Source organism: Cupriavidus necator A5-1 (assembly GCF_000744095.1).
GTDB lineage: Bacteria > Pseudomonadota > Gammaproteobacteria > Burkholderiales > Burkholderiaceae > Cupriavidus > Cupriavidus necator_A.
The window spans coordinates 1,451,884-1,474,255 of the sequence record NZ_JQLI01000008.1 but is presented as its reverse complement, the minus strand read 5'-3'; the positions used below and the strand labels follow the sequence as shown (position 1 = coordinate 1,474,255).

21 protein-coding genes are annotated in these 22,372 nt (G+C 68.3%); 11 read left to right on the top strand and 10 right to left on the bottom strand.

The window, feature by feature from the left end; genetic code table 11:
• The first annotated feature begins 185 nt into the window (after positions 1-185).
• Together K307_RS30950 and K307_RS30945 are read left to right on the top strand one after the other, a co-directional pair.
• Positions 186-1,382 carry an amino acid aminotransferase gene (locus K307_RS30950; protein ID WP_042884774.1) on the top strand — a complete coding sequence of 399 codons (1,197 nt, stop codon included), beginning with the start codon at positions 186-188 and terminating at the stop codon, positions 1,380-1,382.
• A gap of 358 nt (positions 1,383-1,740) precedes the next feature.
• Complete coding sequence (locus K307_RS30945) at positions 1,741-3,030, top strand: polyhydroxyalkanoate depolymerase (protein ID WP_042884773.1); 1,290 nt, start codon at positions 1,741-1,743, stop codon at positions 3,028-3,030.
• A 43-nt stretch (positions 3,031-3,073) separates the two neighbouring features.
• Here the strand turns inward: K307_RS30945 and K307_RS30940 are convergent, their stop codons facing one another.
• A complete protein-coding gene (locus tag K307_RS30940) occupies positions 3,074-3,709 on the bottom strand; it encodes a TetR family transcriptional regulator (RefSeq protein WP_022534154.1) in 636 nt (211 codons plus the stop codon).
• 304 nt (positions 3,710-4,013) lie between these two features.
• Here K307_RS30940 and rsxB point away from each other — a divergent pair, with 304 nt between their 5' ends.
• Both rsxB and nth read left to right on the top strand, forming a co-directional pair.
• Positions 4,014-4,826, top strand: coding sequence for an electron transport complex subunit RsxB (rsxB, locus tag K307_RS30935; RefSeq protein ID WP_042884772.1), 813 nt, complete (start codon positions 4,014-4,016; stop codon positions 4,824-4,826).
• Positions 4,823-5,467, top strand: a complete 645-nt coding sequence (nth, locus tag K307_RS30930; RefSeq protein WP_042884771.1) for an endonuclease III — start codon at positions 4,823-4,825, stop codon at positions 5,465-5,467. The genes rsxB and nth overlap by 4 nt, the downstream gene beginning before the upstream one ends.
• A gap of 129 nt (positions 5,468-5,596) precedes the next feature.
• On the opposite strand, the gene K307_RS30925 is transcribed toward nth, so the two are convergent.
• Both K307_RS30925 and K307_RS30920 read right to left on the bottom strand, forming a co-directional pair.
• Entirely contained in the window at positions 5,597-6,184 is a 588-nt protein-coding gene (locus tag K307_RS30925; RefSeq protein ID WP_042884770.1) for a malonic semialdehyde reductase, read from the bottom strand.
• 87 nt (positions 6,185-6,271) lie between these two features.
• The gene (locus K307_RS30920) at positions 6,272-7,204 is read right to left on the bottom strand and encodes a DMT family transporter (protein ID WP_042884769.1); all 933 of its coding nucleotides are present in this window, start codon (positions 7,202-7,204) and stop codon (positions 6,272-6,274) included.
• Between the two features lie 92 nt (positions 7,205-7,296).
• On the opposite strand from K307_RS30920, the gene K307_RS30915 reads away from it, so the two are divergent.
• Together K307_RS30915 and K307_RS30910 are read left to right on the top strand one after the other, a co-directional pair.
• The gene (locus K307_RS30915) at positions 7,297-7,728 is read left to right on the top strand and encodes a DUF1841 family protein (protein ID WP_042884768.1); all 432 of its coding nucleotides are present in this window, start codon (positions 7,297-7,299) and stop codon (positions 7,726-7,728) included.
• A 122-nt stretch (positions 7,729-7,850) separates the two neighbouring features.
• Positions 7,851-9,152, top strand: a complete 1,302-nt coding sequence (locus K307_RS30910) for a phospholipase A (protein WP_042887578.1) — start codon at positions 7,851-7,853, stop codon at positions 9,150-9,152.
• 15 nt (positions 9,153-9,167) lie between these two features.
• Here the strand turns inward: K307_RS30910 and K307_RS30905 are convergent, their stop codons facing one another.
• On the bottom strand, positions 9,168-9,578 hold the full coding sequence (locus tag K307_RS30905; RefSeq protein WP_042884767.1) for a thioredoxin family protein: 411 nt from the start codon (positions 9,576-9,578) through the stop codon (positions 9,168-9,170).
• Positions 9,579-9,696: 118 nt separating this feature from the next.
• Positions 9,697-10,269: a nucleotide exchange factor GrpE gene (gene grpE / locus K307_RS30900; RefSeq protein ID WP_042884766.1), complete on the bottom strand. Its 573-nt coding sequence runs from the start codon at positions 10,267-10,269 to the stop codon at positions 9,697-9,699.
• A 274-nt stretch (positions 10,270-10,543) separates the two neighbouring features.
• Here grpE and K307_RS48625 point away from each other — a divergent pair, with 274 nt between their 5' ends.
• Positions 10,544-10,717, top strand: a complete 174-nt coding sequence (locus K307_RS48625) for a hypothetical protein (protein ID WP_042887577.1) — start codon at positions 10,544-10,546, stop codon at positions 10,715-10,717.
• A gap of 85 nt (positions 10,718-10,802) precedes the next feature.
• Here K307_RS48625 and K307_RS30890 read toward each other — a convergent pair whose 3' ends face one another.
• The 3 genes from K307_RS30890 to hrcA all read right to left on the bottom strand — a co-directional run bounded on the left by K307_RS30890 (position 10,803) and on the right by hrcA (position 13,469).
• On the bottom strand, positions 10,803-11,198 hold the full coding sequence (locus K307_RS30890; RefSeq protein WP_042884765.1) for an RNA-binding S4 domain-containing protein: 396 nt from the start codon (positions 11,196-11,198) through the stop codon (positions 10,803-10,805).
• On the bottom strand, positions 11,195-12,310 hold the full coding sequence (hemH, locus tag K307_RS30885; protein ID WP_042887576.1) for a ferrochelatase: 1,116 nt from the start codon (positions 12,308-12,310) through the stop codon (positions 11,195-11,197). Before hemH ends, K307_RS30890 begins: the two co-directional genes overlap by 4 nt.
• Before the next feature lie 121 nt (positions 12,311-12,431).
• A complete protein-coding gene (gene hrcA / locus K307_RS30880; RefSeq protein WP_022534142.1) occupies positions 12,432-13,469 on the bottom strand; it encodes a heat-inducible transcriptional repressor HrcA in 1,038 nt (345 codons plus the stop codon).
• Positions 13,470-13,581: 112 nt separating this feature from the next.
• Here hrcA and K307_RS30875 point away from each other — a divergent pair, with 112 nt between their 5' ends.
• From K307_RS30875 to mprA, 4 genes are all read left to right on the top strand, one after another.
• The gene (locus tag K307_RS30875) at positions 13,582-14,499 is read left to right on the top strand and encodes an NAD kinase (protein WP_042887575.1); all 918 of its coding nucleotides are present in this window, start codon (positions 13,582-13,584) and stop codon (positions 14,497-14,499) included.
• 53 nt (positions 14,500-14,552) lie between these two features.
• Positions 14,553-16,316 carry a DNA repair protein RecN gene (gene recN, locus K307_RS30870; RefSeq protein WP_042884764.1) on the top strand — a complete coding sequence of 588 codons (1,764 nt, stop codon included), beginning with the start codon at positions 14,553-14,555 and terminating at the stop codon, positions 16,314-16,316.
• A gap of 69 nt (positions 16,317-16,385) precedes the next feature.
• Positions 16,386-16,838, top strand: a complete 453-nt coding sequence (locus tag K307_RS30865; protein ID WP_080745272.1) for a hypothetical protein — start codon at positions 16,386-16,388, stop codon at positions 16,836-16,838.
• Positions 16,839-16,969: 131 nt separating this feature from the next.
• Entirely contained in the window at positions 16,970-18,619 is a 1,650-nt protein-coding gene (gene mprA, locus K307_RS30860; RefSeq protein ID WP_042884763.1) for an MprA protease, GlyGly-CTERM protein-sorting domain-containing form, read from the top strand.
• Between the two features lie 31 nt (positions 18,620-18,650).
• Here the strand turns inward: mprA and rrtA are convergent, their stop codons facing one another.
• Both rrtA and glnE read right to left on the bottom strand, forming a co-directional pair.
• A complete protein-coding gene (gene rrtA, locus K307_RS30855) occupies positions 18,651-19,187 on the bottom strand; it encodes a rhombosortase (protein ID WP_155301401.1) in 537 nt (178 codons plus the stop codon).
• A 97-nt stretch (positions 19,188-19,284) separates the two neighbouring features.
• Positions 19,285-22,254, bottom strand: a complete 2,970-nt coding sequence (glnE, locus tag K307_RS30850) for a bifunctional [glutamate--ammonia ligase]-adenylyl-L-tyrosine phosphorylase/[glutamate--ammonia-ligase] adenylyltransferase (protein ID WP_042887573.1) — start codon at positions 22,252-22,254, stop codon at positions 19,285-19,287.
• Positions 22,255-22,372: the final 118 nt, after the last annotated feature.

Below are 22,372 nucleotides of genomic sequence, written 5' to 3'. Positions count from 1 at the left end.
AGGGGGCGAATTAACGGGCGGAATTAGGGAAATACCTCAGGAATACGGGGCGGATACGCTAGAATCTTGGGGTTGTCAGCCCCCGCTTCAAGCCGGAAGAGTAACGGGGGCCTGGCAGCCCCCAGCGCAGTCCGGAGCATTCTACGCCTTCCCGTTTTCTTACATAGCCGACCACGAGATTCCAAATGAGTTTGTTTTCTGCCGTCGAGATGGCCCCGCGCGACCCGATCCTGGGCCTCAACGAAGCCTTCAATGCCGATACCCGCCCGACCAAGGTCAACCTGGGCGTTGGCGTGTACTTCACCGACGAAGGGAAAATCCCCCTGCTGCGCGCCGTCCAGGAGGCAGAAAAGGCCCGCCTGACCACCGCCACGCCGCGTGGCTACCTGCCGATCGAAGGCATTGCCGCCTATGACCAGGCCGTGCAGACGCTGCTGTTCGGCAAGGAATCGCCGCTGATCACGGAAGGCCGCGTGGTGACGGCCCAGGCACTCGGCGGCACCGGCGCGCTGAAGATCGGCGCCGACTTCCTGAAGCGCCTGTACCCGGACGCCAAGGTCGCCATCAGCGACCCGAGCTGGGAGAACCACCGCGCGCTGTTCGAAGCCGCCGGCTTCCCGGTGGTCAACTACACCTACTACGACGCCCCCAGCCACGGCCTGAACTTCGCCGGCATGGTGGAATCGCTGAAGTCGTACCCAGCCAACACCATCGTCGTGCTGCACGCCTGCTGCCACAACCCGACCGGCGTGGACCTGTCGCCCGAGCAGTGGAAGCAGGTGGTCGAGCTGGTCAAGGAACGCAACCTGATCCCGTTCCTGGACATGGCCTACCAGGGCTTTGCCGACGGCATCGACGCCGACGGCGCCGCGGTGCGCGTGTTCGCCGACTCCGGCCTGCCCTTCTTCGTGTCGAGCTCGTTCTCCAAGAGCTTCTCGCTGTACGGCGAGCGCGTGGGCGCGCTGTCGATCGTCACCACCGGCAAGGAAGAAGCGCAGCGCGTGATGTCGCAGGTCAAGCGCGTGATCCGCACCAACTACTCCAACCCGCCGACGCACGGCGGCACCGTGGTCGCCACCGTGCTGAACAGCCCGGAACTGCGCGCCATGTGGGAAGAAGAACTGGCCGAGATGCGCGACCGCATCAAGCTGATGCGCCACGCGCTGGTGGACAAGCTGGCCGCCAAGGGCGTGCCGGGCGACTTCTCCTTTGTCAAGGCGCAGCGCGGCATGTTCTCGTACTCGGGCCTGACCTCGGCCCAGGTCGACCGCCTGCGCAACGAGCACGGCATCTACGCCGTCGGTACCGGCCGTATCTGCGTGGCAGCGCTGAACAGCCGCAATATCGACGCGGTCGTCGATGCGATCGCGGCGGTAATGTAAGACGATGCGCATTCCGGCCGTCAGGAAAGGATGATTCCTGCGGTCGGAAATGGCTGATTTTCGCGGGCACCCCTTACCGGGTGACTGCCGAGAAGATCACAAAGCAACACAAAAAAAGCGGCTTCGGCCGCTTTTTGCATTTGTTTGCGTTTTTTAGGCCGGATGTCATCCGGAAATCAGGCCTTTGTCGTATTGTTTTTCGCGGAGATGCATGTACCTTAAGGTATATGCTGCACAGCACGATCGTCAGCACGGCCGTTCGATTAAGGGCATAATCGGCGCCACGATTCAAGGTGTATTGTCAGTACATTAGTACTTGGTGGTACGTATTTCTTTGTAAGACCCAGGCAGAAACGGCATGCTCTACCAATTGCATGAGTTCCAGCGCTCGATCCTGCACCCACTGACCGCGTGGGCCCAGGCGACCGCCAAGACCTTCACCAACCCCCTCAGCCCGATGTCGCTGGTTCCTGGCGCCCCCCGCCTGGCAGCCGGCTATGAACTGCTGTACCGACTCGGCAAGGAATACGAAAAGCCGGCGTTCGACATCAAGTCGGTGCGCTCCAACGGCCGCGACATCCCCATCGTCGAACAGACGGTGCTGGAAAAGCCTTTCTGCAAGCTGTTGCGCTTCAAGCGTTATGCCGACGACCCGGAAACCATCAAGCTGCTGAAGGATGAGCCGGTGGTACTGGTGTGCGCGCCGCTGTCGGGCCACCACGCCACGCTGCTGCGCGATACGGTGCGCACACTGCTGCAAGACCACAAGGTCTACGTCACCGACTGGATCGACGCGCGCATGGTGCCGGCCGACCAGGGCGCGTTCCACCTGTCGGACTACATCTACTACATCCAGGAATTCATCCGCCATATCGGCGCCGAGAACCTGCATGTGATCTCGGTATGCCAGCCGACCGTGCCCGTGCTGGCCGCAATCTCGCTGATGGCCTCGGCCGGCGAGAAGACGCCGCGCACCATGACGATGATGGGCGGCCCCATTGACGCACGGAAGAGCCCGACCGCGGTCAACTCGCTGGCGATCAACAAGTCCTACGAGTGGTTCGAGAACAACGTCATCTACACCGTGCCGGCCAACTATCCCGGCCACGGCCGCCGCGTCTACCCGGGCTTCTTGCAGCATGCCGGTTTCGTGGCGATGAACCCGGACCGGCACCTCTCCTCACACTATGACTACTACCTGAGCCTGGTCGAAGGCGATGCCGACGACGCCGAGGCCCATGTGCGCTTCTACGACGAGTACAACGCCGTGCTCGACATGGCCGCCGATTACTACCTCGACACCATCCGCGAAGTGTTCCAGGAATTCCGCCTGGCCAACGGCACCTGGGCCATCGACGGCAAGCCGGTGCGGCCGCAGGACATCAAGAGCACCGCGCTGCTGACCATCGAGGGCGAGCTGGACGATATCTCCGGCGCCGGCCAGACCGCGGCTGCACATGACCTGTGCAGCGGCATCCCCAAGGCCCGCAAGCAGCACCTGAACGCCGAACGTTGCGGCCACTACGGGATCTTCTCGGGCCGACGCTGGCGCGACGACATCTACCCGCTGCTGCGCGATTTCATCCGCAAGTACCACCCGGCCACACCTGCCACCGCTACAGCAGCTGCCACTGCCGCAGCCAAGTAACAAAAGAAAACGCCCGCAATCGCGGGCGTTTCTTCTTGCGCGTTCAGTGCCGCTTCAGGTAACAGAGCAGCATCTCTGAGTGCAGCTCGGCAAAACGCTCATGCTCATGCTGCGAGGCCACGTCGCGGCCGATCACGGCGCTGATGGTGTAGCGGTTGGACAGCACGTAGTAGCCCAGCGCGGAGATCGTCAGGTAGAACTGCGGCACGTCGATATTGTCGCGGAACACGCCCTGCTGCTGCCCGCGCCGGATCACATCGGCCAGCACGTCCACCACCGGGTTGATCAGCTGCTGCAGCTGCGCGGACTTCTTCAGGTGCCGGGCCTCGTGCAGGTTCTCGCTGTTGACCAGCCGGATGAATTCGGGGTGCTCGTAGTACCAGTCCCAGACAAAGCGCGCCAGGGTGCGCACGCCCGCCACGGGGTCTTCGTCGACCAGGTGGAGCTGCTCCTCGGCGGCGCGGAATTCCGCGTATTGCTTCTCAAGTACAGCAAGGAACAGCCCTTCCTTGCTGCCGTAGTAGTAATACAGCATGCGCTCGTTGGTTTCCGCGCGTCGGGCTATCTGGTCGACGCGTGCGCCGGCCAGGCCCCCCTTGGCAAATTCCTCGGTGGCCGCAGCGAGGATGCGTCGGCGCGTCCCTTCCGGGTCGCGTTTGGTCTTGGTCTCTGTTGACATTGGGTGGCTGGTCGATCGTTGCGCGGATTATGGCACAGGCCGGAGTGCGGCAATCCGGCTGCGCGACGCGCATCATCGCCGTTTCTGTCCGCCGGCGAAATCGGGGATAATCCTTGCGGCGCGAAGGCTCGCAGAAGCCTGCAGGGGCCGCAGTGGCCCGCCGGCATATTGTCCACCCCTATTGTTCGCCCGATTATGCGGGCGTTATGTCGCCAAGCACGCACAGCGCCCCGCCAATGTCCTGTCATGTCCTGTCCACCGTGTGCCTTTTCCGGTTTTGTCTCCTGATTTCCTGCCCGCTGCCGTGAATCCCGCCGTCCAGACCCTTGCCGACCGCATCGAGGCGCTGCTGCCGCAGACCCAGTGCACCAAGTGCGGCTTCAATGGCTGCCGCCCCTACGCCGAAGCCATGGCCAGCGGCGAGGCCACCTGCAACCGCTGCCCGCCGGGCGGCGCGGAGGGGGTGCGCCGCCTGGCAGCGGTGCTGAAGGTCGCACCGCTGCCGCTCGATCCCGAGCGCGGCATCGAGCAGCCGCGCGCGGTCGCGTACATCGACGAGAGCCTGTGCATCGGCTGCACGCTGTGCATCCAGGCCTGCCCCGTCGATGCCATCGCCGGCGCGGCCAAACAGATGCATACCGTAATCCCCGAGCTGTGCACCGGCTGCGACCTGTGCGTGGCCCCCTGCCCGGTCGACTGCATCGCCATGATCCCGGTCACCGGCGAGCGCACCGGTTGGGCCGCGTGGTCGCAGGAACAGGCCGATGCCGCGCACGCGCGCTACCTCGCGCGCAAGGCGCGGCTGGTGCGCGAGCGCGAAGAGAACGACGCGCGCCTGGCCGCCAAGGCCGCGGCCAAGCTCGCCGCGGTGCAGGCGGAAACGCCGGAAAGCGAAGCCGCGCGCGCCGCGCAGGAACGCAAGCGCGCCATCATTCAGGCCGCGATCGAGCGAGCCCGGCAGAAGCAGCATGCTGTGCAACCGCGCAACACGGAGAACGTTTCGCCCGCGGTGCAGGCCCAGATCGATGAAGCGGAAGCGCGCCGCGCGCGTGCGGGGCTCACCGCGCCCGCGACAGACAAGAACGCCGCCAACAAAGATCCAGAACAAAAACAATGAACGCCGCCAAGTGCCGTGCCATCTTCGAGACGCTGCGCGAGGTCAATCCGGCCCCGACCACTGAACTCGAATACAGCTCGCCGTTCGAGCTGCTGATCGCCGTGCTGCTGTCGGCCCAGGCCACCGACGTCGGCGTCAACAAGGCCACGCGCCGGCTGTTCCCGGTCGCGCATACGCCGCAGCAGATGCTCGACCTGGGCGAAGCCGGGCTGAGCGAATACATCAAGACCATCGGGCTGTACAAGACCAAGGCCAGGCACGTGATCGAGACCTGCCGCATCCTGGTCGAGCGCCACGGCGGCAAGGTCCCGCCCGACCGCGAAGCGCTGGAAGCGTTGCCGGGCGTGGGCCGCAAGACCGCCAACGTGGTGCTCAACACGGCGTTCGGCGAGCCCACCATCGCGGTGGACACGCATATCTTCCGCGTGTCGAACCGCACCGGGCTGGCGCCGGGCAAGAACGTGCAGGAGGTCGAGCAGAAGCTGCTCAAGTGCGTGCCTCATGAATTCCTGCACGATGCCCACCACTGGCTGATCCTGCATGGGCGCTATGTGTGCAAGGCGCGCAAGCCGGAGTGCTGGCACTGCGCGATCGAGCCGCTGTGCGAGTACCGTGAGAAAACGGAAGCGCCGAAGCTGTGAGGGGTTGATCAGCAGCACGCAGGACGACGCCGCACGATCCACCACGACGCGGTCCCCTCTCCCGCAGGCGGGAGAGGGGCGCTTGCTGCAAGCGTCATCGCAAGCAAGGCTCGCCGTCACACTACCAGATCAAACAATCCGGCAGGCTTCGTCGAACGACAGGCGCGGCCCGCGCGGGTGCAGCTTGTCGATTTCACCGTAGCCCAGGTTGCACAGGAAGTTGACCTTCCACTTGCCGTCCGGGAAGAACGCCGCGTCGACCTTGTCGGCATCGAAGCCGCCCATCGGACCGCAGTCCAGGCCCAGCGCGCGTGCCGCCAGGATGAAGTAGCCGCCTTGCAGCGAGCTGTTCACCAGCGCGTCGCGGGCGATCTTGTCGTCGTTGCCGGCGTACCAGGCACGGGCGTCGGCGTGCGGGAACAGCTTGGGCAGCTGGTCGTGGAACGCGGTGTCATAGGCAATGATCGCGGTCACCGGCGCCGAGCGGGTCTTCTCGGTATTGCCGGCCGACACGCACTCGACCAGGCGCGCCTTCTCGGCGGCGGTCTTGACGAAGACGATGCGGACCGGGGAGCTGTTGGCGGCGGTCGGGCCAAACTTCATCGCTTCATAGACTTGGTGCAGCACGGCGTCGTCCACGTGGCGGTCCTGCCACACGTTGTGGGTGCGGGCTTCGGTAAACAGCTGCGCCAGCGCGGCTTGGTCGATCTGGGACATGTGCTCCTTCCTGGTCAGGATTGATGAGAAGGCGCGATTGTACCGAACGGTGTCAGCGTGCCGCGACAGCACCTTTGAGCAAACCGTTCAATTCTCTTGCACGTTGGCCCGGGCTGGCGCCGGCGCGTTCGCGCGGCGCGTGAGCCACAGCACGCCGGCGAGGATCAGCCCGCCGCCGACGGCCTGCGCCGGGCCGATATGCTCGCCCAGCAGCACCGCGGCCAGCAGCACGGTCACCACCGGCTCCAGCGTCGACAGCATCGACGCCTGCGCCGCGCCCAGCCGCTGCAGGCCGGCAAAGAAGGTCAAGATGGCCAGCACCGTCGACAGCAGTGCGATACCCGCCAGCGCCAGCCAGCCGCCGGCGGTGGCCGGGAACTGCGGCGGCGCACCCGCGCCCACGCGCAGCAAGCCGACCACGCAGTAGACCAGCGCAGCCGCGGTGCAGATCACCGTAGTGGTGGCGATGGGGTTGACGCCCGCGGTCACGCGCGCGCCGACGATGATGTAGACGGAATAGATCACCGCCGCCGCCAGGCCCAGCGCAATGCCGAGCGGCGAGCCCTTGCCGCCGCCCACGGTCAGGCCGGCGCCGACCGAGCACAGCACCAGTGCGATCACCGCCGCGGTAGTGAGGCGCTCCTTCAGGAAGATGGCCGCCAGGATCGTCACGAACAGCGGGTACAGATACAGCAGCAGCGCCACCAGGCTGGCCTGTGCATGGTTCAGCGCGCTGAAGAAGCAAAACGACTGCCCCACATAGCCGATGCCGCCCATCGCCGCCAGCGCCAGCACGCGGCGCCATGGCGGCAGGCCAATGCCGCGCGTGCGCATCACCCACGCCAGCGCCGCGGCCGCCAGCACGAAGCGCACGAACAGCAGGCCGTAGACATCCGCGCCGGCGGCGTAGGCAAAGCGCGCAAAGATCGCCATGGCCCCGAAGGCGCTGGCCGACAGCGCGATCAGCAGCACGCCGGCAAGTTTGTCGCGGGCGTGGTCGGCGGCGGTGGAAGCGGTCATCGGGAGGGCGGGAAGTCGGCGATCCCGCATTCTACTTGGCGCGGCGGGTGCCGCCTGCGAGCACCGCAGCCCTCGTTTACAATGGCGCCACCATGTTCAATCCCTCACGAGAAGAAGTCCGCCGGTTCTTCTGCGATGCCTGGCAGAAGCAGATTGCAGGCGGCGTGCTGACCCCGCTGGAAGCCATTGCCGTCGACTGGATCGGCGAGCATCCCGAGTACCAGGACCTGCTGCGCGATACCGAAGGCGCGCTGGCGCAGGACTACACCCCGGAGCAGGGCCAGACCAATCCCTTCCTGCACCTGGCCATGCACCTGTCGATCTCCGAGCAGGTCTCGGTAGACCAGCCGCGCGGCATTCGCCAGGCCTACGAGGCGCTGGCGCGCCGGCTGGATTCGCCGCACCAGGCGCAGCACCAAGTAATGGAGTGCCTCGGTGAAATGCTGTGGCAGGCACAGCGCACCGGCCAGCCCCCTGACGGCGACCACTACGTCGACTGCGTCAAGCGCCGCGCCAACCGCTAAGGTACGCGCCAAGTGCAGCGTACATTTCGTCACAACCCTCCGACGGGTGCGTGGTAGGCTTTGCGGGTCCGTATTTTCCCTAGCCGCGTTTCCGTCACATGGCGGCGCGCTGCCCGCAAGCCATGTCCCGTATTGCCCTTCCTCCGCGCCGGCGCCGGCTGGCGCCCGCCGGCCGCGCCCTTGCCCCGATCTGCCTGTCGCTGATGCTGGCCTGGCCGCTGGCCGGCCACGCCGGCGTGGCGCTGCTGCAGCCGCCGCGCGTGATCGACGGCAACCAGCCGCTGACGCTGACGCTAGTGGTCAGCGCCGACGACGCCACGCGCCGCTACCGTATCCCCGACACGCTGGAGGTGACCGCTTCGGGCGACCTGCAGGCGCCGGTGCGACTGGTGCTGTGGCGAGAGGTATCGGGCCCGGCCGTGGTCAACCTGCGCCGCGGCGAGCACCGCGCGATCCGCTACACGGTGGCATTGCCGCCGGCCCTGCGCGGCCAGGTGCGGCTGGATGCGACTGGCATCGACGCCGCTCCGGTAACGGTGACGCTGAACCGCCTGCCGCAGCCAGGCGAGTCGGCCACGGCAACCCCGCCAGTCGCCGCCAAGCCGCCGGCGCCGCCCGCCGAGACTGCCGATACAGCCGATGCCGCGCCCGTGCCGGTGACCCCGGTCACCACCGCCAGCGCCCCCGCCCCGGCGCCGGCCGACCTGCGCGACAGCGCGCGGCTGTCGTTCCACGATCCGATGTACTTCATGGTCGGCGGGCATGGCGGCGCCAACGCCAAGTTCCAGCTCAGCTTCAAGTACCGCATCTTCGAAGGCGAGGATCCCGCGTCGAAAAGCCTGTTCGACAACCTCTACGTGGGCTACACCCAGTTCTCGCTATGGGATCTGTCCGAGAAGTCCAAGCCGTTCCGCGATACCAACTACAAGCCCAGCCTGTTCTATTACCTGTCCGATACCGGCGTGCGCAACAGCGTGATCAGCCGGCTGTCGCTGGCCACCGGCCTGGAGCATGAGTCCAACGGCCGCGACGGCGACGAATCGCGCAGCATCAACACGGTCTTCATCAAGCCGACCTTCTACTTTGGCGACCAGAACGACTGGCACTGGCGCGTCGCACCCAAGGTCTACGCCTACGTGGAAAAGTCGGAGAACCCCGATATCGCCCACTACCGCGGCTACATGGACCTGGGCATCGCCTACGGGCGGCCGGATTCGTGGGAGTTCTCGGCGACCCTGCGCAAGGGCACGCGCAAGTGGTACGGCAGCGTCGACGCGCAGGTCAGCTACCCGATGGCGCGGCTGCTGCCCGGCACCGCCGGCTACCTGGTGGCGGGCTACTTCGTCGGCTACGGGGAGAGCCTGCTCGACTACAACCACAAGCTGCCCTGGCAGTTCCGCCTCGGCTACGCGCTGTCACGCTGACGGCGCCAGCCCGACTCAGCCCGCCAGCGGCTTGCCGCTCGCCTTCAGCCGCGCATTGCCGACCGCGGCGGCAAACTGGCCGTGGCCGTGCCAGCCGGTGGCGCGGCCCAGCTTCTTGCCGTTCTGGAAGAACATGAAGACCGGGATCCCGTGCAGCCCGAAGCGGCGGCCCAGTTCCGGATACGCATAGACATTGGCGTGCAGCCAGTGCAGCTCGAGCGCGCGGATCGGCTCGGGATTGGCGAGCATGGCCTTCTTGGCCATCTCGCAGTTGAAGCAGTCCACGCCCCAGAAGAACACGCACACCAGCGCATCGCCGGCGTCGGCAATGGCGGCGTCGATGGTCTTGTCATCGACCTGCCGCATGCCGAAGGCATCGAAGGCGCGGTGGTCGAGATGGGGGGCCTGGGACGGTTCCTGTTCCATGGTCACGGTTGGCTCCGAAAAGACAAACGCCCGGGCCAGTCGGCACCGGGCGCTGCATCAGGGTTGAGGGTCAGGACATACAGCGCAGCCGCGCAGCCGCGCCGCCGCCCTGCCCGGCTTACTTGGGTGCCGCCACCGTCACCAGCGCCGGCCGCAGCACGCGGTCGGCAATGGTGTAACCGCGCTGCAGCACGGCAACCACGGTGTTCGGTTCCTGGTCGGCCGGCACCATCGAGATGGCCTGGTGGCGGTGCGGGTCGAACTTCTCGCCCACTGGGTTCAGTTCCACGATCTTGCCGCGCTCGAACGCCGCCGCCAGCTGGCGCGCGGTCAGCTCGACCCCTTCGCGCAGCTTGGCGATGTCGCCCGAGCCGTCGGCCAGCGCGGCCTGCAGGCTGTCCATCACCGGCAGCAGGTTGTCAGCGAAATTCTCGATCGCGAACTTGTGTGCCTTGGAAATATCTTCCTGCCCGCGGCGGCGGATGTTCTCGCCTTCGGCAACGGCGCGCATGTACAGGTCATAGTTCTCGCGTGCCTTGGCTTCGAGGGCGGCCAGCTGGGCCGCCACATCGTCCACGGCGGCGGTTTCCGGCGCTGCGGTGGTCTCCTGGCCTGCGGAGGCGGCGCTTGCCGCCTCATCGCCCGCGGGCGTAGGCGGCTGGGTGGATGGCGTCTGCTTCTGGTCTTCCATGTCGATCCGTATCAATACATTGTCGTGGCCGGCCGATGGCCCGGCCACGGGTGGTAAATCGGCGTGTGTTGCATGCAGTTGGTGGCAAGGCGCCGGTTTTCAAGAGTGGCGCCGGCGAGACGCGGAAACACACGGTTACAAAGCGTTGGCATATGCAATAGACGCCTTATTGCCTTGCTGCACCGCACTCACTAAGATTCTCTTAAGAAAAATGTCAAAAATGTCGGGGGCCCCGAAGATGGCTCACATTTGTGCCTCTTCCGAAAGGTTGGCCATGCATAAGCTGCCTGTGGTGACGGTGTGCCTCGTGGCCGCATTGGCGGTCATGACTGCCTTTATCTGTCTCTCCGGCGCGTTCACGCCGCGCGATACGGAGTATGGCAGTGGCAAGGCGGTGTTCAAGCATTACATCGTTCCTATCGTCAGTCAGGAAGTCACGCAGGAATAGTCGGCCGGGACCAACAGCCTCCTGTCCGACACCCTTCCGCTGCGCGGCGGCACCGGCATAGCGCCGGTGCCGCCGCGTTGTCATTTCATCCCTTGAAGTCGTCGATGCGGCGGCGGTCGCGCTTGGTCGGACGGCCCTGGATCTGCGCGGACGGCTCCGGCTGCAGGCGCCGGCGTTCGGCATCGGCCTGCCGGCGCGCCTGGCTCTCGGCGCTTTCCTCATACAGCGTCTGCGCCACTGGCGCCGGCCCGCGCGCCGGGGCAATGCCTTTCACCGCCAGTTCCCAGCGCTGCTGGTGCGCTTCCAGCACGACCTTGTCGCCCGGCTTCACCTCGCGCGAATTCTTGCAAGGCTGGCCGTTGACGGTCACCTTGCCGCGGTCCACCGCTTCGGCCGCCAGCGAACGCGTCTTGAAAAAGCGCGCGCACCACAGCCACTTGTCGATGCGCTGGCGCGCATCCGCCTCGAAATCCACATTCATGCCGCCGCTCCCCGGGTCTGCGCGCGCGAGCGCCGCGCTTCCAGTTCGTGCGGGTGCGGCGTGGCCAGCGGCCAGCCCTGCAGGTGCTGCAGCGCGATCTCCGCCATCGCCGCCACCCACGGTGCCGAATCATTCATGCACGGGATGAAGTGGAAGTCCTTGCCGCCCGCGACCTTGAATTCAGTCTGCCCTTCCATCGCGATCTCTTCCAGCGTCTCGATGCAATCGGCCGGGAAGCCGGGGCAGAACACGTCGACGCGGCCGGCCCCGACCTTGCCCAACTCGGCCAGCGTCGGCGCCGTGTACGGCTGCAGCCATTCCGCCTTGCCGAAACGAGACTGGAACGTCACCTGGTACTGACCCGGCTGCATGCCCAGCGCCTCGCCCAGCAAGCGGCCGGTCTTCAGGCACTCGCAGTGATACGGGTCGCCCAGCTCCAGCGTGCGCCGCGGCACGCCGTGGAAAGACAGGATCAGTTTGTCGCCGTGGGCGAAGTCCGGCATGCCGTGCCGGGCCCAGTAGTCGCTGACCTGCTGGTGCAGTGCCGAAATATAGGCCGGGTGGTCATGGAAATGCTTGACCAGCCGCAACTCGGGCTGGTTGCGCCACTGGCCGAGCACGCGGAACACCTCGTCGAACGCGGTCGCCGTGGTGGTGCCCGAGTACTGCGGGTACATCGGCAGCACCAGCACCTGCTCGCAGCCCTGGCGGCGCAGCGCCTCCAGCACCGACGCGATCGACGGGTTGCCGTAGCGCATCGCGCAGGCCACCGTCACCTCATGGCCGTTCTGGTTCAGCAGCCGCTGCAGCGCATGCGCCTGCCGCTCGCTGTAGACCAGGAGCGGCGAGCCCGTCATATGCGCCTCGCGCAGCCAGATCGATTCGTACTTGAGCGCCGAGGCGCGCGAGCGCAGCGGCAGGATCACACCGTGCAGCAGCGGCAGCCAGGCCGCGCGCGGGATCTCCACCACGCGCGGGTCGGACAGGAATTCCTTCAGGTAGCGCCCCACCGCCTTGGGCGTGGGCGCGTCGGGGGTGCCCAGGTTGACCAGCACGATCGCCGTGCGCGGCGCCTGGCCGTGCTGGTAGGCCGGTTCGGGAGAAAACGTCATGTCGCTTCCGGGTTGGCGCGGCGCAGGCAGGTCGCCAGCCATGGCGCCGGCATGGCGCACCGGCAAGATTTGCCGCGCTCGGTAGGGATGGGGCGGCAGCCTGTCTGACCAGCCAGCCGTATCACTGGTTCTGGCTCAGCGCGCTGGACAATAGCCGCGCGGTGATGTCGACGATGGGAATCACGCGCTCGTAGGCCATGCGCGTGGGGCCGATCACGCCCAGCGTGCCGACGATCTGCCCGTCGACCTCATATGGCGCGGTGATGACCGCCATGTCTTCCAGCGGCACCAGCCGGCTCTCGCCGCCGATAAAGATCTGCACGCCCTGGGCGTGGCTGGACACGTCCAGCAGCTGCAGCAGGCTGGTCTTGTGCTCGAACACGTCGAACAGCCGGCGCAGCTTGTCCATGCTGGAGGCCAGGTCTTCCACCTCCAGCAGCTTGCGCTCGCCGCTGATATAGACGTGGTCGTCCTCCTCGTCCTCGACGGTGCTGCCGGCCTCGACCGCCGCCTGCATCAGCTGCGACATGTCGCGGCGCAGGTCGCGCAGCTCCACGCGCAGGTGGTCGCGCACCGAGTCGAAGCTCATGCCGGCGTAGTGCGAGTTGAAGTAGTTGGCCGCCTCGATCAGCTGGGCCGGGGTGTACGCCAGTTCGGTCTGGATGATGCGGTTCTGCACGTCGCCTTCCGGGCTGACGATGATCAGCAGGATGCGCTTTTCCGACAGCCGCATGAATTCGATCTGCCGGAACGCCTGCGCGCGCCGCGGCGTCATCACCACGCCGGCAAAGTGCGACAGGTTGGACAGCGTGCGCGCCGCCATGGTGATCATCCGCTGCGGGCCCAGCTGCTGGCCACCGAGCTGGTCCTGGATCTGGCCGGTCAGCTCGGCCAGGTCGGCGTTGCGCTCGAGTGGCTTGGCCGTCAGCATGGAATCGACGAACAGCCGGTAGCCGCGCGGTGTCGGGATACGGCCGGCCGAGGTGTGCGGGCTGGAGATAAAGCCCATCTCCTCCAGGTCGGACATCACATTGCGGATCGTCGCCGGCGACAGGTCCAGCCCCGAGTACTTGGACAGGGTGCGGGAACCGACCGGCTGACCTTCCGCGATGTAGCGCTCGATCAGGGTCTTGAGCAGCGTTTTGGAACGTTCATCCATGATGTCCCGATTTTACGCAAGTTTTGGACCTTCAGGCGCCCGGCCTCGCCCGGCGCCGGGTTCCGCACCCGGCATGCTGACAACGATCACGGCGGTATGGTCTAATCCCGGCATGTCCGCCCCCCCGAAAGACAGCGCGCTGCGCACTCCGTTCAAGACCGTTGCCCTGGTGGGCCGGTATTCCACCGCCGGCATCGAAGGGCCGCTGGAGGAGATCGCCTCTTATATCCTGCGCAACGGCCAGGATGTGGTGTTCGAGCGCGAGACCGCGCTGGCCACCGGGCTGACCGGCTACCCGGCCCTGTCCGCCGAGGAGATCGCCGAGCAGGCCGACGTCGCCGTGGTCCTGGGCGGCGACGGCACCCTGCTGGGCCTGGCGCGCCAGCTGGCCGGCCACGACGTGCCGCTGATCGGCGTCAACCACGGGCGGCTCGGCTTCATGACCGATATCGCGCTGGAAGACGCGCATACGGTACTGCCCGACATGCTCGACGGCCGCTATGAGGCCGAGACCCGGCTGCTGCTGGAATCGCGCGTGGTGCGCGACGACATGGACATCTTCTCCGCGCTGGCGCTGAACGACGTGGTGGTGAACCGCTCGGGCATTTCCGGCATGGTCGAGCTGGCGGTGTCGGTGGACGGCTTTTTCATGTACAACCAGCGCTCGGACGGCCTGATCGTGTCGACCGCCACCGGCTCGACCGCATACGCGCTGTCAGCCGGCGGCCCGATCCTGCATCCTACGCTGTCCGGCGTGGTGCTGGTGCCGATCGCCCCGCACGCGCTCTCGAACCGCCCGATCGTGCTGCCGCACGACGCCGAGGTCACCATCGAAGTGGCCAGCGCGCGCGACGCCAGCGTCAACTTCGACATGCAGTCGCTGACCTCGCTGCTGCCGGGCGACCGCATCGTGGTGCGGCGCTCGCAGAAGCACATCAACCTGCTGCACCCGGTCGGCTACAACTACTACGCCACGCTGCGCAAGAAGCTGCACTGGCACGAGTATCCGTCCGAAGACAACCGCCTCTGAGCCGCCCCCCAGCCCGAGCCCGACCCACCGGACCGACACCCCCTCACGCCACGATGCTGCGCAGCCTGTCCATCCGCGATTTCGTCATCGTCGACACGCTCGACCTGGATTTCACTTCCGGCTTCACAGTCTTCACCGGCGAAACCGGCGCCGGCAAGTCCATCCTGATCGATGCCCTGGCCCTGGTGCTGGGCGAGCGCGCCGATGCCGGCGTGGTGCGCGAAGGCGCCCCGCGCGCCAGCGTCGGCGCCACCTTCTCGACCCACCCGGCGCTGGACGCCTGGCTGGCCGAGCGCGAACTCAACGGCGACGCGGAAGACGGCGTGCATAGCGTGCTGCTGCGCCGTACCGTCGATGCTGGCGGCCGCAGCAAGGCCTTTATCAACGGCGCCGCCGCCACGCTGGCGCAGCTGCGCGAAGTCGGCGACCAGCTGGTCGACATCCACGGCCAGCACGCGCACCAGCTGCTGCTGCGCCCCGACGCCCAGCGCCTGCTGTTCGACGCCCATGCCGGGCTGACCCAGCAGGCCGGTGCCGTGGCTGAGGCCTGGCGCGCGTGGCGTGCCTGCGTGCGCCAGCGCGAGGCGGTCGAGCACCAGTCGCGCGAAATGCAGCTCGAGCGCGAGCGGCTGGAATGGCAGGTGGGCGAGCTGGACAAGCTCAACCCGCAGCCGGGCGAGTGGGAAGAAATCCAGTCCGAGTACAACCGCCTGTCGCACGCCGCTGGCCTGATCGACGGCAGCCGCGCCGCGCTGGACGCGCTGTCCGAGGCTGACGGCTCGGTGCTGTCGGCGCTGAACACGATCGTGCACAAGCTGCAGCAGCTGGCCGATCTCGACCCGGCGCTGCGCGACGTGCTGGCCGCGCTCGAACCCGCCCAGATGCAGGCCGAGGAAGCCGCGCACTCGCTGACGCGCTATGTCGACCGGCTCGAACTCGACCCCGAGCGGCTGCAGGTGGTGGAAGAGCGGATGCAGGCTTTGCACGCCACCGCGCGCAAGTACCGCCTGCCGCCCGAACAACTGCCCGACGAACTGACCGCGCGCCGCCAGCAGCTCGACGACCTGCAGGCCGCCCAGGACCTGAACAAGGTGATGGCGCGCGAGGCCGCGGCCAAGGCCGCCTACCTGACGCTGGCGCAACACCTGAGCCACGCCCGCCAGCAGGCGGCGCAAGCGCTGTCGGCCGCGGTCACCGAGGCCATGCAGGGCCTGTCGATGGCCGGCGGCAGCTTTGTCACCGCGCTGAACGCACTCGAGGAAGGCCAGAGCTACGGGCTCGAACAGGTCGAGTTCCTGGTTGCCGGCCATGCCGGCGTCAGCGCGCGGCCACTGGCCCGGGTGGCCTCCGGCGGGGAACTGGCGCGGATCAGCCTGGCGATCTCGGTGATCACCAGCGAAGCGTCGCCCACGCCCACGCTGATCTTTGACGAAGTCGATACCGGCATCGGCGGCGCGGTCGCCGAGGTGGTTGGCCGGCGCCTGCAGGAGTTGGGCCGTGCGCGCCAGGTGCTGTGCGTGACACACTTGCCCCAGGTCGCCGCACAGGCCGGCACGCACCTGCTGGTCAGCAAGGAAACCACCGACGCAGGCGACGGCTCGGTCACGCGCTCGCGCATCCGCGTGCTCGATCCCGCCGGCCGCGTGGTCGAGACCGCCCGCATGCTGGGCGGCGCCACCGTCACCGCGACCACGCTGCAGCATGCCGAGGAAATGCTTGCGCAAGGCATGGCCGACAGCCAGGTCAACCTGGCGAGCCAGGCCGTGCGCGGAGCGGGCGCCAAGGAAGGCCGGCGCGGCCGCCGCGCCGCCGGCTGATCGCCCCGCTGCCCGCCCACGGCCGCCCTGCGCGGCGGCCGCCCACCCGATACTGACAGGAGCTTCACCATGACCCGCCAAGCGCCGCAAGCCGGCTTCCGGCATCGCCCCCGGGCATCCCTGCGCGCCGTGCTGGCGATCGCCACCGCCGCCTCGGCGGCACTGTTGGCGCTGTCCGGCTGCCAGGCCCAGTCCAAGGCCTACGCCCCGCCGCCGGGCAGCATCAGCGACGACCGCTCGCTCGGCGACATCATGGTCCGCTTCAAGCCGCCCACGGTGAATATGTCCGAAGACGCCGGCAAGCTGCTGGCCGAGATCAAGGGGCCGATCCGCTTCGTGGTCAAACGCCCGATGTCGGATGGCGTCTGGCTGGTGACGGCAATCTCGCCGTTGCCGGAGGCGACCATCGACCAGGCCGTCGACACGCTGCGCGCCACGCCACGCATCGACACCGCCGAGCCCGACCGCCTGATCAAGCCCAACCGGAAAATGCCCACCAGCCGCGACATGCCGCAGAGCTGACGGCGCTCCGGCGTTGTCCGGAAGAGACGAGTTCTAAGCCCTCGGTAGCCCTTGCGCTATCGGCCAGGATCGTATTCGCTACATAGCATGCCCCGCACCGTCCCCGCCGGCCGGCGCCCCAGGAGGAATACATGCCGCAATCCAACGCGCAGTCCGTCTTCTTCCGTCGATGCCTGCCGGCCCGCCGCTGGCGGGTAGCCCTCCTCACCGCAATCGCCATTTGCGGCGCGGTGCCGGCGACCGGAGCGCTTGCCGCGCCGGGCGCCCAGGCCTACACCGGTAATATCATCGTGCGCTGGCGCGATGGCTCCACCTCCGTCACCGACCCCACCAGCGCCGGCAAGGACCCGGCCTCGACAGCAACGGGCGCTCCCAAGGACAACCTGCAGCAACTGCGCGAGCGCACCGGCATCGCGGTCACGCTGCGCCGCCCGATGAGCGGCAACCTGCAGTTGCTGCAGGTGCCGGCCGAACTCGCCGCCGACCCCGAAGCGGCCGCGGCGCGCCTGCGCCAGGACCCGCGCGTGGCCGATGCCGTGCCCGACCGCTGGCTGCGGCTGCACGACACCCTGCCCAACGACCCCGAGTTCCGCGTCAACCAGCCTTACCTGATGGGCACCGGCACTGCTGTCGGCGGCGCCAACCTGCCGCGCGCCTGGGACCGCACGCGCGGCAGCACCGGTGTGGTGATCGCGGTGGTCGATACCGGCACGCTGCCCCACCCCGACCTGGCCGGGCGGCTGCTGCCGGGCTATGACTTCATCAGCAGCAGCACCATCTCCAATGACGGCGACGGCCGCGACGGCGATGCCACCGATGCCGGCGACAACGTGCCGGTGGGCTTCACCTGCCCCGGCAGCTCCACGCCGGAACAGGAGGCCACGTCCAACAGCTGGCACGGCACGCGCGTGGCGGGCGTGCTGGGCGCGCTCACCGACAACGCCCAGGACATCGCCGGCGTCGACTGGAATGCGCGCATCCTGCCGGTGCGCGTGTCGGGGCGCTGCGGCGCGCTGCTGTCCGATACCGTCGACGCCATACGCTGGGCCGGTGGCCTGCCGGTGCCCGACGTGCCGGCCAACCCGACGCCCGCGCGCGTGATCAATATCAGCCTGGGTGGCGGCACCTGCAGCAGCATCGAGCAGCAGGCCGTCAACGACCTGAACGCGCGCGGCGTGGTCGTGGTGGCCGCGGCGGGCAACAACCGCGGCGCGGTGGAAGCGCCGGCCGACTGCAGCGGCGTGATCGCCGTTACCGCGCATGCCAACGACGGCGAGAACGCCACCTATGCCAACGTCGGCCCGCAGGTCGCCATCAGCGCGCCCGGCGGCGGGTGCGGCAATTCGCGGGTGCTGAACGGTCAGTGCACGGTGACGCCGTCTGTGATCCGCACGCTGAGCAACCTCGGCCAGACTTCGGTGGGCGCGTACACCGTGTCGTCGTCGCAGGGCACCAGCTTTGCGGCGCCGATGGTGTCGGGCGTGGTGGCGATGATGTTTGCGGTGAACGGGTCGCTGACCCCGGCGCAGGTGACCACGGCGCTGAAAGCTTCGGCGCGGCCGCATCCGTCCGGCACCTTCTGCACCACCAACCCCGGTGTGTGCGGCGCGGGGCTGCTCGATGCCGACGCGGCGTTGGTGGCGGCGGTGTCGGCGCCACCCGCGGCAGCAGCGGTGGTTACCGCGTCCGGCGGTGGCGGCGGCGGCGCGGTGCCGGTCTGGAGCGCGCTGCTGCTGGCGTTGTCGGGCCTGCTGGGCTTTGCACTGCGGCGGCGTGCCTGAGCCCTGAAGCGTGGCGCGCGGGCGCTGCCGGTCAGGCGTCGCCGGCGCCTGCCGCCGGCCGCCGGGCCAGCCACCACTCCTGCAACACCCAACACAGCAACCCGGCCACGGCGCCCGCCGCATGCGCGGCGCGCACCACGCCGAAGCCCAGCGCCGGCTCGAACACCACCGGCGCCAGCCACGACTGCTCCAGCCAGACCTTGACCAGCACGCCCAGGCACAGCAGCACACCCAGCGCGCGTGAGAAGCCCGGCGCGCGCAGCAGCCCCAGCGCGCCCCACACGGCCAGCCCGTGCAGCGCACCGGACAGCCCGCCATACCAGCCGATCGCCGGCATGCGCAGCAGCACGGCTTGCACCGCAATGCCGCAGACGATCAGCACCAGCAGCATGGCGCGCGCCCGCGCGACGCGGCCCGCGAGCGCCAGCAGGCCGGTGGCCGCGAGCGCGTCGGCCAGCCAATGGCGCCAGTCCAGGTGTACCCACATGGCGCTCGCCAGCCGCCACCACTGGCCCTCCAGCCGCACCGCGTCGCGCAGGTAAAGGCCGTGCGCATGCCACCACGGCATGAAGGTGAACCAGGCCGACAGCGCCCACACCAGCGCAATCGCGGCCAGCAAGCCCGGCCACGATGCGCCGGCGGGCACGGGCCGCCCAGCCGCGCTTTCAGTCCTCACCGAACACGGCCCGCCACAGCGCGTGCACCTGCGCGGTCTGCGGCGCCACCGAGGCCGGCGCCACGCGCGCGTGCGCCTGGCCGTCGAGCCGCAACTGGTGCTGGCGCGCGCGGAACAGCCGGTAGGCATCGCCCACCGCCAGCGCCAGCGTGGCATCGATCAGCCCCAGTTCGCCGGCCTCGCGCAACAGCGCGATATTGCCGGCATTGCGCGTCAGCTGCGGATGGGCACGGCTGTGCAGCAGCACCAGGTACTGCACCGTGAACTCGATATCGACCATGCCGCCGCGGTCGTGCTTCAGGTCGAACAGGTCGGTCGGGTTGGGATGGCCCTCGGCCACCTTGCGGCGCATCTGCACGATCTCGTCGCGCAGCGCGGCAGCGTCGCGCTGCTGGCACAGCACCTCGCCGCGCAGCGCCTCGAAGCGGTCGCCGATGGCAGCGTCGCCGGCACAGTAGCGCGCGCGCGTGAGCGCCTGGTGCTCCCACACCCACGCGGTATTGTCGCCTTCGCGCAGCTGGTAGCGGCGGAAGGCGTCGAAGCTGGTAACCAGCAGGCCCGCGGCGCCATTGGGGCGCAGCCGCGTGTCGACGTCGAACAGCGCGCCGGCCGCGGTATGGCTGGTCAGCCAGGTGATCAGCCGGCGCGCGTAGGCGGCGTAGACATCGGGCGCGCGCTCGTGCTCGTCGTCGTAGAGGAAGATGATGTCGAGGTCCGAGGCGTAGCCCAGTTCCTTGCCACCCAGCCGGCCGTAGGCGATCACCGCGAAGCGCGGCGTGTCGCGGTGGCGCGTGGCGAGCTGGCGCCAGACCGTCTCCAGCGTGGCTTCGAGCATGGCATCGGCCAGGTCGGACAGGCGGTCGGCCACCTGCTCCACCGTCAGCATGCCCTGCAGGTCCTGCAGCAGCACGCGGAAGGTCTCGGCATGATGCTCGCGCCGCAGGATATCCATCTGGTGCTCGACCTGGCCCTCGGCGGCGAGCAGCCGTTCGTGCAGCCGCTTGCGGAACGCGGCCCAGTCCGGCGGGCCAGCGAGCGCGTCGCTGTCGAGCAGCTCGTCGAGCAGCTGCGGATGGCGCGTCAGGTAGGCCGCGGCCCAGCGCGAGGCATGCAGCGTCTGCGCGACGCGGTCCATCGCCTGCGGGTACTCGGACAGCAGGGACAGGTACGAGGCGCGACGGCTGATCGCCTCCAGGAAATCGATAAAGCGGGCGATGGTGCTGTCGGCGTCTTCCTGGCGCGCGGCCAGGTCGAGCGCGCGGTTCACCAGCTGGTCGAAGCGCGCACGGCTGGACTCGGACAGCGCGCGGTAGCGCAGCGACGACGCGATCGCGCGCAGCCGGTCGAGCAGCCCGGTGCAGTCGGTGAAGCCGGCGGCCTGCAGGCGATTGCAGGGCGCCGCGCCATCGTCGCAGGCCGCGTCGTCCTGCTCCTGTTCCGGGTTGTCCTGCGCTTGCGCGGCGTTATCGTCGAACACGATGCCCGGCCACAGCGCCTCGCAGGGGGCGGCATCGGGATCCGAGAAGGTCGCCTCGAACTGTTGCGCCACCGGCTCCTGCAGCGCCGCCAGGCGCGCCAGCAGTGCCTGCCAGTCGGCGCAGCCCATCATCCGCGCCACCGCCAGCTGCTCATCGGGCGACGTCGGCAGGTGGTGGGTCTGGGCGTCGTCGCGATACTGCAGCCGGTGTTCGAGCTGGCGCAGGAAGCGGTAGGCATCGCCGAGCTGCTCGGCCTGGCCGGCGGGCAGCAGGCCGCGCTCGACCGCGACCGCCAGCACTTCCAGCGTGGGCCGCACGCGCAGCGCCGGATCCTGGCCGCCACGGATCAGCTGGAACACCTGCGCCATGAACTCGATCTCGCGGATGCCGCCGCGGCCCAGCTTGATATTGAACGAGCGCTGGTTGACGCCGTGCCCGGCCAGCCCGCCGCTGCGCTTGGCGGCTTCGCTGCGGATCTGCGCGTGCAGCGAGCGAATTGCCTCGATCACGCCGTAGTCCAGGTAGCGGCGGAACACGAACGGCATGGTCAGGCGCGCCAGCAGGCTGGCGGTGCGCTGCGCGTGCGGCGTGTCCAGCGCCGACACCACGCGGCCCTTGATCCAGGCATAGCGCTCCCACTCGCGGCCCTGCACCACCAGGTATTCCTCCAGCATGCCCAGGCTGCACGCCAGCGGGCCGGCGTCGCCGTTGGGGCGCAGGCGCATGTCGACGCGGAACACATAGCCGTCGCCGGTCACGTCGGCGAGCAGGTTGATCAGCCGGCGTCCCAGCCTGATGAAGTACTCGTGGTTGGACAGGCTGCGCGAGCCGCCCCGGGTCTCGCCATCCTCGTCATAGAGGAAGATCAGGTCGATATCGGACGATACGTTCAGCTCGCGCCCGCCGAGCTTGCCCATGCCGACCACCACCAGCTCCTGCACCTCGCCGCTGGCGCCGACCGGGCGGCCGAAGGTCGCGGCCAGGTCGGCGCCCAGCATCGCCAGGCCATGCTGGATCGCCAGCTCGGCCAGGTCGGTCATGGCGCCGGTGACTTCGCCCAGCGTGGCCAGGCCGCGCAGGTCGCGCTCGATCACCACGCACATGACCTCGGCGCGCAGGCGGCGCAGCGCCCGCTTGGCGGCCTCTTCGGCATCGGCCGAGGGCTCGTGCAGCGCCTGCAGGCGCGCCTGGATCCAGGCGCGCGTCAGCGGCCGCGTGGCGGCATCGGCGAGGATGGCGGGCAGGTCCGCGCGGGCCTGGACGATGCGGCGCGCGTAATGCGAATACGCAGCCGAGTACAATACGTGGCCGCCGAGCTGACCACCGCCGTCGGCGGGCTCCGGCCCCTGCGCCACGGTGGTGGCAAAGGCGCCGGTGGCCATGGTGGCGGGGCCCTGCCCCGCAGGTGCCGGTGTGGCGAGCGCGCCATGTTGGTCGGTGGCGCCGCCGGCGGCGGAACTCGTCGGGTCAGAGGCAGTCATTCCAGTATTTGAAATGCGAGAAAAGGTGCGGCCTGCGCCGGTGTTTTCCTGCACGCGCATCAGGCGCGTCATCATAGTGAAGGCTGTGCGCCACGTGCGCAGGCTTGGCTCGCGCCAC

Bases quoted from the DNA above. Each gene is read 5' to 3' on its own strand.
- K307_RS30915 (WP_042884768.1), top strand. From the start codon at position 7,297: ATGTTCAATCCCTCACGAGAAGAAGTCCGCCGGTTCTTCTGCGATGCC.
- glnE (WP_042887573.1), bottom strand. From the start codon at position 22,254: ATGACTGCCTCTGACCCGACGAGTTCCGCCGCCGGCGGCGCCACCGAC.
- hemH (WP_042887576.1), bottom strand. From the start codon at position 12,310: ATGACGTTTTCTCCCGAACCGGCCTACCAGCACGGCCAGGCGCCGCGC.
- K307_RS30950 (WP_042884774.1), top strand. From the start codon at position 186: ATGAGTTTGTTTTCTGCCGTCGAGATGGCCCCGCGCGACCCGATCCTG.
- K307_RS30910 (WP_042887578.1), top strand. From the start codon at position 7,851: ATGTCCCGTATTGCCCTTCCTCCGCGCCGGCGCCGGCTGGCGCCCGCC.
- K307_RS30875 (WP_042887575.1), top strand. From the start codon at position 13,582: ATGTCCGCCCCCCCGAAAGACAGCGCGCTGCGCACTCCGTTCAAGACC.
- K307_RS48625 (WP_042887577.1), top strand. From the start codon at position 10,544: ATGCATAAGCTGCCTGTGGTGACGGTGTGCCTCGTGGCCGCATTGGCG.
- recN (WP_042884764.1), top strand. From the start codon at position 14,553: ATGCTGCGCAGCCTGTCCATCCGCGATTTCGTCATCGTCGACACGCTC.
- K307_RS30925 (WP_042884770.1), bottom strand. From the start codon at position 6,184: ATGTCCCAGATCGACCAAGCCGCGCTGGCGCAGCTGTTTACCGAAGCC.
- rrtA (WP_155301401.1), bottom strand. From the start codon at position 19,187: ATGCCGTGGTGGCATGCGCACGGCCTTTACCTGCGCGACGCGGTGCGG.
- K307_RS30920 (WP_042884769.1), bottom strand. From the start codon at position 7,204: ATGACCGCTTCCACCGCCGCCGACCACGCCCGCGACAAACTTGCCGGC.
- K307_RS30865 (WP_080745272.1), top strand. From the start codon at position 16,386: ATGACCCGCCAAGCGCCGCAAGCCGGCTTCCGGCATCGCCCCCGGGCA.
- hrcA (WP_022534142.1), bottom strand. From the start codon at position 13,469: ATGGATGAACGTTCCAAAACGCTGCTCAAGACCCTGATCGAGCGCTAC.
- K307_RS30940 (WP_022534154.1), bottom strand. From the start codon at position 3,709: ATGTCAACAGAGACCAAGACCAAACGCGACCCGGAAGGGACGCGCCGA.
- K307_RS30890 (WP_042884765.1), bottom strand. From the start codon at position 11,198: ATGAATGTGGATTTCGAGGCGGATGCGCGCCAGCGCATCGACAAGTGG.
- nth (WP_042884771.1), top strand. From the start codon at position 4,823: ATGAACGCCGCCAAGTGCCGTGCCATCTTCGAGACGCTGCGCGAGGTC.
- grpE (WP_042884766.1), bottom strand. From the start codon at position 10,269: ATGGAAGACCAGAAGCAGACGCCATCCACCCAGCCGCCTACGCCCGCG.
- mprA (WP_042884763.1), top strand. From the start codon at position 16,970: ATGCCGCAATCCAACGCGCAGTCCGTCTTCTTCCGTCGATGCCTGCCG.
- K307_RS30905 (WP_042884767.1), bottom strand. From the start codon at position 9,578: ATGGAACAGGAACCGTCCCAGGCCCCCCATCTCGACCACCGCGCCTTC.
- K307_RS30945 (WP_042884773.1), top strand. From the start codon at position 1,741: ATGCTCTACCAATTGCATGAGTTCCAGCGCTCGATCCTGCACCCACTG.